The sequence below is a fragment of the Streptomyces sp. NPDC006197 genome (genome assembly GCF_040613865.1).
In the GTDB taxonomy this organism is placed as follows: Bacteria; Actinomycetota; Actinomycetes; order Streptomycetales; family Streptomycetaceae; genus Streptomyces.
Genome location: NZ_JBEXSZ010000235.1, coordinates 1 through 7,923 on the forward strand (window position 1 = coordinate 1; position 7,923 = coordinate 7,923).

Genomic DNA, 7,923 nt, shown 5'->3' on the forward strand with positions numbered 1-7,923 from the left:
GTGCCTTCCAGCGAGGCACACAGTCCGGCCGGGCCTCCTTCCCGGACGCGACGGACCGCGCGTCGGCGCGCTCGCGCACGCCGACCTCGCCGCCGTCGACGCCCTCGCCCGGCTGAAGCTCGCCGCCGGGCGGCGGGGCCACCGGATCCGTTTCCACGGAGCGGGGCCCGAACTGCGGGCCCTGCTCCTCCTCACCGGCCTGGACGGGACCCTAGGCCTCTAGCCGCGCCGGGAGGTCGAAGAGCGGGAACCAGCGCTCGGTGTCCAGGAAGAAGTCCATCCCGGCGACCTTGCCGTCCCGCAGCTCCAGGACGATCAGCGCCCACGGGCTGTAGCCGCCCTCCGGGTCCGGGTGGTAGTGGGCGAAGGCCGGCGAGCCGTTCGCCACGGTCGCGACCAGCTTCGAGCCCCGGCACACGTCGCCGACGCCCAGCATCCAGCCGACGATGTCGTCGTGGCCCTGGAGCCACAGGTCGTACGGCGGCATGGACATCGTCGCGTCCTCGTGGAGGAGCGCCGTCAGCGCCTTCATGTCGTAGCCCTCGAAGGCCGCGACATAGCGCTCCAGGAGCGCCTGCTGCTCCTCGTCCAGCGGGTTCGCCGGGTCGGAGGCGGCCGGCGCCTGCTCGGCGAGGGTCGCGCGGGCCCGCTGGAGGGCGCTGTTGACGGAGGCGACGGAGGTGTCGAGGAGCTCGGCGACCTCGCTCGCCTTCCACGCGAGGACCTCGCGCAGGATGAGCACGGCCCGCTGCTTGGGCGGCAGGTGCTGGAGCGCGGCCACGAAGGCGAGCCGTACGGTCTCGCGGGAGACGGCCGTCTCCGCCGGATCGCCGACCGACGGCAGGACCCGTCCGTCGGGGATGGGCTCCAGCCAGGTGATCTCCGGCTGCTTGACGAGCTGTGCCTGTGCGACGGGCGTCGGCCCGGTCAGGTCCATGGGCCGCGCTCTCCTGTTCCCCGCGTTCAGCGCGTCCAGGCAGACGTTGGTGGCGATCCGGTACAGCCAGGACCGCAGCGAGGAGCGGCCTTCGAAGGAGTCGATGGCCTTCCAGGCGCGGACCATCGTGTCCTGCACCGCGTCCTCCGCCTCGAAGGAGGATCCGAGCATCCGGTAGCAGTAACCGGTCAGCTCCCTGCGGTACTTGTCGAGTTCGTCGGTCGTCGCGGTCGCGGCGTCGCTCATCGGGTCCACACCCCACTCACCCCTCACCGGCACCCGTTCGGTGCCGGTGAGAGGGAAGCTACCGCAGCGGACTGACAGCCGGGGTCAGGTTCCCGGCTTGCGTCCGTAGACGAAGACGTCGTCGCCGTTCCTGAGCAGGTTCCAGTACGCCTTCGCGTCCGCCGGCCGCATGTTGACGCAGCCGCCGGAACCCGGCGGGTTCCACATGGACTTGGTGGTCGAGTGGAAGGCCTGGCCGCCGTCGAAGAACTGCGAGTACGGCATGGAGACGTGGTAGAGCGTCGACCAGTGGTTGATGTTCCGCCAGTAGATCTTCTTGGCGCCGGTACGGGTCTCGGTGCCGTCCTTGCCCGTGCGGACCGGCACCGGCCCGTACTTGAGGCGCGCGCCGTCCTGGATCCAGCTGAGCTGGCGGGTCAGGTCGACGCAGGCGATCCGGCCCTTGTTGGTCGGGCAGGCGCCCGAGCGGTTGGGGTTGGTGCCCGCCGCCCTCTGCTGGATCATCGTGTTCATGGTGCGCCACGTGACCGGCCCGGCGTACCCCATGGTCGGGGTGATGCCGTGCTTGCGCTGGAAGGCCTGGGTGGCCTGACAGTCGGCGAGCGACTGGCGCCCGTCGACCGGCCGTCCGAGGAACTTCTCCACCTGCTTCTGGTACGGCCCCGTCGTCACGTTGCAGGACGCCGCCTGCGCCGGGGCCGTACCGAGCGCGATCGTCATCGGCACCACGAGAGACGTGATGCCGGCGGCGATGCCCGCCCTTCTTCCCATGAGCCGCGTGATTCGTTTCATGATCGTCAACTCCCCCTAGAGTCCCTGTGCTTGAGGACGTACGGGGGAGTGTGACGGTTGCAGGGCGCGAACGGGAGAGGGCGAACCCGGTTCAGGCCGCCAGGTGCAGCCGCCGCGCCTCGACGCGCGCGCTGTGCGAGCCGTACAGGGTGACCGAGACGACCCCGAGGACCGCGACCAGGCCGATCAGGACCGTACCCGCCCAGCCGCCCGCGTGGAAGGCGATCGCGCCGAGCGTGCCGCCCGCGCTGCTGCCCAGGTAGTACGCGGACTGGTACAGCGCCGAGGCCTGCGCGCGGCCCGTCTTCGCCGTGCGGCTCACCGAGGAGGAGGCGACCGCGTGGCCCGCGAAGAAACCGGCCGTGATCAGGACCAGGCCCACCAGCACGAGGACGAGCGCGTCGGACAGCGAGAACAGCAGGCCCGCCGCCGTCGTCGAGACCGCCAGGTACAGCGCCCCGCGCCGCCCGAGCCGCCCGACGAGCCTGCCGGCGGCCGCCGAGGAGACCGTGCCGACCAGGTAGATCAGGAAGATCGAGCCGATCACGCCCTGCGGCAGCGAGAACGGGGCCTCCACCAGGCGGTAGCCGATCACCGTGTACACGGCGCCGAAGACCGTCATGAACAGGGCGCCGATCACGTACAGGCGCATGAGCAGCGGGTCGGAGAGGTGGCCCCGGACGGTCCGGGCCAGTGCCTTCGGGTTCAGCGTGCCGGGGGCGAAGTGCCGGGCCTTCGGGAGCAGCGCCCGGAAGACGAGCACGCAGGCCAGGGAGGTCAGGCCGACGGCGGCCAGACCGGCGCGCCAGCCCCACAGCTGGGCGACCCAGCCGGTCACGATCCGTCCGCTCATGCCGCCGATCGAGTTGCCCGCCACGAAGAGGCCGATCGCGCCGATCAGCGCCCTGGGTCGCACCTCCTCGGCGAGGTACGCCATCGCGGAGGCCGGGAGGCCGGCCAGCGCGGCGCCCTGGACGGCGCGGAGCGCGATCAGGGACGCCATGTTCGGGGCGAGCGGCACCAGGAGCGCCACCGCGACCGCGACCGAGAGGGAGGCCGTCATCATCGCGCGCCGCCCGAAGCGCTCCGAGAGGGCGCTGAGCGGCAGGACGCAGAGGGCGAGGGCGCCGGTGGCGGCGGAGACCGTCCAGGAGGCGGCGGAGGCGGTGGCGCCGAACTCGGCCGAGATGGCCGGGAGGAGGGCCTGCGTGGAGTAGAGGAGGGCGAAGGCGGCCAGTCCGGCGGCGAAGAGCGCGAGGCTCATCCGGCGGTGGCCGGGGGTGCCGGGGGCGAGGCGGGTGTCGGCGGACGCGGTGGTGGCGGCCGCCTTGGTACTGGCGGAAGGCATGTCACGAACGTAGGCCGGTCCGTTTCATGCGTCCAATGCACGGAACTGCTGTAATCGTTCCCATGGTGCATGAGTACAGGTCACAGCCTCGCCTGTCACCGAACAGTAACGAAGAAGACATGGGACAGCTGCTCGCGCCGCGGCTCGCGTACTTCGCCGCCGTCGCCCGGCACGAGCACGTGACCCGCGCCGCCGCCGAGATGGGCGTGCCGCAGTCGACGCTCTCGCGGGCCATGGTCCGGCTCGAACAGGACCTCGGCGTCACCCTCTTCGCCCGGCGCGGCCGCACGGTCTCCCTCACCCCGGCCGGCCGCCGCTTCCTCACCGCCGCCGAGCGGGCCCTCGCCGAGGTGGAACGGGCCGCCGAGACCGTACGGGCCGACGCCGACCCGGCCGCCGGCCGCGTCGCCTTCGGCTTCCTGCACACCATGGGCTCCGAGACCGTCCCCGGCCTCATCCGCGCCTTCCGCGTCGACCACCCGAGGATCCGCTTCACCCTCGTCCAGAACTACGGCGAGGCCATGATCGAGCGGCTGCGGGCCGGCGACCTCGACCTCTGCCTGACCTCGCCCGTGCCGGACGCCCCCGACCTGGTGGCCCGGCGCCTCGACGAGCAGCGGCTGCGGCTCGTCGTCCCGGACGACCACCGGCTCGCCGGCCGCAAGCGGGTGCGCCTCGCCGAGGCCGCGGACGAGACCTTCGTGACCCTGGAACCGGGATACGGGCTCCGCCGCATCACCGACGACCTGTGCGCGGAGGCCGGCTTCAAGCCCCGGGTCGCCTTCGAGGGCGAGGAGGCCGAGACCCTGCGCGGCCTCGTCGCCGCCGGCCTCGGCGTCGCCCTGCTGCCCCCGCCCGCCGTCCCCCGCCCCGGCGTCGTGGAACTCACCGTCACCGCGCCGCGGGCGGTCCGCGAGATCGGGGTCGCCTGGCTCGACGGCCACCCGGACACGGCCCCGGTGGCCGCCTTCAAGAAGTTCCTGCTGAGCAGGCGCGGCCACCTGCTGCCGAAGGAGCCGTCACCTCCGGCCCCGGAGGACCCCTCGACGCCAGTGTGAGCCCAGGCCGTTCAGCGCCGGTGTGGGTCCAGGCCGCTCGACGCCGGTGTGGGCCCAGGCTGCTCAGCGCCGGTGTGGGCCCAGGCCGCCGCCGAACCCCGCCGCCAGCGGCATCCGCAGGCCGAGCGGCGGGGGAGCCGCCATCGCGTCGGTCACCGGCCGGGCGACCGGCCGGCCGAAGAGGGCGCCCAGCACGAAGTCCGCGGTCAGGGCCCGGACCTCGGCCGCGTACTGGCGCAGCGCGTGGCCGTCCGAGTGCACCTCGAAGCGGCAGGTGTCCCGGTTCGCCTTCTTCGCCCGCTCGGCGAACCGGAACGACAGCTCCGGGTCCGTCCGCGCGTCCTTCGTGCCGTGCACGAGCAGCACCCTGCGCCCCACCAGCTGCCGCACCGGCTCCGGCTCCGCCGCCACGTCGTCCTCCGGCAGCCACGGCGCGAGCGCGAGCACCGCGGCGACCGCGGGATGCCCGGCCGCCCGCAGCGCCGCCCGCGCACCCATCCCGTGGCCGAGGAGACAGACCGGGACGTCGCCGTAGCGCCGTACCGTCTCCGCGACCGCCCAGGAGGCGTCCGCCACGAGGTCCGCGTCCGCCCCGTTCCAGCCGCGCGCCCGGTAGCGCACCACGTGCGCGACGAGCTCATCGGACCGGCCCGCCCGGGCCAGACCGCGCCCCAGCGGAAGCATCGCCGCGTGCGCCCGCGCGGAGGCCCGCCGCGCCGACACCGGCTCACCGTCCGGCAGGAGCAGCACCACGCCGCCCACCGCCGCCGACGAGCGGGAACCTCCAACAGGCCGTCCGAGCCGGGGTCTCCGTGCTTCGGGCGGCCCCACGAGTGCGAAGTGCGCCATGACAGAACAGTCTCAGAAGCGGAGGTGTACGGCAGTCGTACGCGCGGTCTCTGTTACGCATCGTCGGCCCGGACTCGAACGGCCGTGCCCGTCAGACCCGTTCGAAGAGGGCCATCGAGCCGATGGTCGTGAAGCCCTTCCGGCCGTACCAGTGGCGCGGCCAGTCCTCCGCGGCCGCGGTGAGGAAGGTGGTCGAGCAGCCCGCGTCGGCGGCCTCGCGCAGCGCCGTGTCCAGGACCTTCCCGGCGTACCCCTGCCCGAGGTGGGCCTCCGCGGTGACCAGGTCCTCGATCTGCGCCATCCCGGTCGCCGGGTCCATGTACAGGTCGGCCCACGCGGCCACCTCGCCCTCCGGGGTGTGCGCGGCGAAGAACCGCACGACGTCGGCGCCGCGCCGGCGCGCCACCCGCCGCTCCACCAGATCGCGTGTCTCCTCCGGTGTCAGCCCCGGGACGAACCGCGGCCAGGCCGCGGCCACCGGCTCGCGCAGCTCGTCGAAGTCGACCTCCCGCGCCCCGCCGTGCTCCGGCACCGGGCCGGTGTGCGCCATGAACAGGACGGTGGCGTGCCGGAACCCGGCCCGCTCCATCGGCGCCCGGCAGGCGGCGGCGACCGTCTCGTCCAGGACGTACGCGAAGCGGTACGGGAGGTGGCCGAGCGCCTCCTCCGTGTACCCGAGCAGCGCCTCCGGGTCCACGGCCCCGTCGACGAGCACGTGGTTGTTGCCCCGGGAGTGCTTGTAGGCGTCGTTCAGCACCGCGAAGGCGCCCGGGAAGTCGACGGTGCGGCCCGCCTGGCGGCGGGAGAAGTCGCACAGGAAGCGGTGCACGCGCGGGAGTTCGGAGGCGGGCGTGTTCGTGGTCGAGGTCATGCGGGCAGGCTAGGCGGGCGACCCCTCGCCCCGCCACGAGAAATCCGGCGCCACGAGAGGTGTTCTACGCGCGTAGGGGCTAGAGTGCGGAGATGACGAGCCAGACCCCCAACGTCCCCACCGCGGACCAGATCCGCCGTGCCCCGAAGGTGCTGCTCCACGACCACCTCGACGGCGGACTGCGCCCCGGCACGATCATCGAACTCGCCCGGGAGCAGGGCTACGAGCAGCTCCCCGAGACGGAGCCCGACAAGCTCGGCATCTGGTTCCGCGAAGCCGCCGACTCCGGCTCCCTGGAGCGGTACCTGGAGACCTTCGCGCACACCTGCGCCGTCATGCAGACCCGGGACGCCCTCTTCCGCGTCGCCGCCGAATGCGCCGCCGACCTCGCCGAGGACGGCGTCGTGTACGCCGAGGTGCGTTACGCCCCCGAACAGCACCTGGAGGGCGGGCTCACCCTCGAAGAGGTCGTGGAGGCCGTCAACGAGGGCTTCCGCGAGGGCGAGCGGCGGGCCAGGGCCGCCGGCCACCGCATCCGGGTCGGCGCCCTCCTGACCGCCATGCGGCACGCCGCCCGTGCCCTGGAGATCGCCGAACTCGCCAACCGCTACCGCGACTCCGGCGTCGTCGGCTTCGACATCGCCGGCGCCGAGGCCGGCTACCCGCCCACCCGGCACCTCGACGCCTTCGAGTACCTCAAGCGGGAGAACAACCACTTCACGATCCACGCCGGCGAGGCCTTCGGGCTGCCGTCCATCTGGCAGGCGCTCCAGTGGTGCGGCGCCGACCGGCTCGGCCACGGCGTCCGGATCATCGACGACATCGAGGTCGCCGACGACGGTTCCGTCCGCCTCGGCCGCCTCGCGGCCTACGTCCGCGACAAGCGCGTCCCGCTGGAGATGTGCCCCTCCTCCAACCTCCAGACCGGCGCCGCCGCCTCGTTCGCCGAGCACCCCATCGGTCTGCTCCGCACGCTCCACTTCCGGACCACGGTCAACACCGACAACCGGCTGATGAGCGGGACGAGCATGAGCCGGGAATTCGAGCTGCTGATCGAGGCATTCGACTACACGCTCGACGACATGCAGTGGTTCACGGTCAATGCGATGAAATCAGCGTTCATTCCTTTCGATGAACGACTCGCCATGATCAATGAGGTGATCAAGCCCGGATATGCCGAGCTGAAGTCCGAATGGCTGTTCCAGCAGACCGCCACGACCAGCGAGTCTTCCCGTACGACGGACTGAAAAGCGTCCCGTGAAGGGGGCGGGGGCGGCCGGGTCGAGACGACACCCGGCCGCTTTCCGGTGTTTGCGAAGGCGACGTTCGCTGGTTAGGTTGCAGAGCCGCCCTCGATTCCCAGGATTTCCCCTCCCGGCTTTTCCCCGAAGCCCCCGGATTCCCCAAGGAAGATTTTTGATGAAGCAGTCTGCCGCCAAGAAGCTCGGTGTCGCCGCTCTCGGTGCCGCTTTCGCCGCCGCCGCCGCCGGCACGGCCTCCGCAGCACCGTCCCTGCCGCTCGACGCCGACGCGCTGGGCACGGTGACCCAGGCCGTCCCGCTCGGTGACGGCCTCACCACGCTCCCCGACGGCGCCGGCGAGTCCCTCGGTGCCGGCCAGGGCGCCCTCGGCCAGGGAGTCGACCAGGGCGTGAAGACCCTCCCGGCCGCCGCGGGCCAGGCCACCCAGAACCTCCCGCTCGACGCCGCCTCCGGCGGCCTCGGCGCCACCCCGCTCGGCGGCCTCCTCGGCGGCCTGCCCATCGGTGGCCTCGCCGGCGGCCTGCCGCTCGGCTGACACCCGCCGCACACGCCGAAGGGGC

The 7,923-nt window shown here is 72.7% G+C and carries 9 protein-coding genes; 4 read left to right on the plus strand and 5 right to left on the minus strand.

Going from position 1 to position 7,923, the window contains the following annotated elements:
- Positions 1–223 (plus strand): STAS domain-containing protein (locus ABZ318_RS38160; protein ID WP_356907014.1); only part of this gene is annotated, 223 nt, incomplete at its 5' end.
- Here ABZ318_RS38160 and ABZ318_RS38165 read toward each other — a convergent pair.
- The 3 genes from ABZ318_RS38165 to ABZ318_RS38175 all read right to left on the minus strand — a co-directional run bounded on the left by ABZ318_RS38165 (position 212) and on the right by ABZ318_RS38175 (position 3,323).
- Positions 212–1,183 (minus strand): sigma-70 family RNA polymerase sigma factor, encoded by a 972-nt coding sequence (locus tag ABZ318_RS38165; protein ID WP_356907015.1) that lies wholly within the window; start codon positions 1,181–1,183, stop codon positions 212–214. The genes ABZ318_RS38160 and ABZ318_RS38165 overlap by 12 nt on opposite strands.
- An 84-nt stretch (positions 1,184–1,267) precedes the next feature.
- A complete protein-coding gene (locus tag ABZ318_RS38170) occupies positions 1,268–1,954 on the minus strand; it encodes a L,D-transpeptidase (RefSeq protein WP_356907022.1) in 687 nt (228 codons plus the stop codon).
- 112 nt (positions 1,955–2,066) lie between these two features.
- Positions 2,067–3,323, minus strand: coding sequence for an MFS transporter (locus ABZ318_RS38175; RefSeq protein WP_356907016.1), 1,257 nt, complete (start codon positions 3,321–3,323; stop codon positions 2,067–2,069).
- A 62-nt stretch (positions 3,324–3,385) separates the two neighbouring features.
- On the opposite strand from ABZ318_RS38175, the gene ABZ318_RS38180 reads away from it, so the two are divergent.
- Positions 3,386–4,381, plus strand: a complete 996-nt coding sequence (locus ABZ318_RS38180) for a LysR family transcriptional regulator (RefSeq protein ID WP_356907017.1) — start codon at positions 3,386–3,388, stop codon at positions 4,379–4,381.
- Between the two features lie 63 nt (positions 4,382–4,444).
- Here ABZ318_RS38180 and ABZ318_RS38185 read toward each other — a convergent pair whose 3' ends face one another.
- Both ABZ318_RS38185 and ABZ318_RS38190 read right to left on the minus strand, forming a co-directional pair.
- Complete coding sequence (locus ABZ318_RS38185) at positions 4,445–5,230, minus strand: alpha/beta hydrolase (protein WP_356907018.1); 786 nt, start codon at positions 5,228–5,230, stop codon at positions 4,445–4,447.
- A 91-nt stretch (positions 5,231–5,321) separates the two neighbouring features.
- On the minus strand, positions 5,322–6,101 hold the full coding sequence (locus tag ABZ318_RS38190) for a GNAT family N-acetyltransferase (protein ID WP_356907019.1): 780 nt from the start codon (positions 6,099–6,101) through the stop codon (positions 5,322–5,324).
- A 92-nt stretch (positions 6,102–6,193) separates the two neighbouring features.
- On the opposite strand from ABZ318_RS38190, the gene ABZ318_RS38195 reads away from it, so the two are divergent.
- The gene (locus tag ABZ318_RS38195; protein WP_356907020.1) at positions 6,194–7,348 is read left to right on the plus strand and encodes an adenosine deaminase; all 1,155 of its coding nucleotides are present in this window, start codon (positions 6,194–6,196) and stop codon (positions 7,346–7,348) included.
- Between the two features lie 172 nt (positions 7,349–7,520).
- Positions 7,521–7,898: a hypothetical protein gene (locus ABZ318_RS38200; protein WP_356907021.1), complete on the plus strand. Its 378-nt coding sequence runs from the start codon at positions 7,521–7,523 to the stop codon at positions 7,896–7,898.
- Positions 7,899–7,923 lie beyond the last annotated feature (25 nt).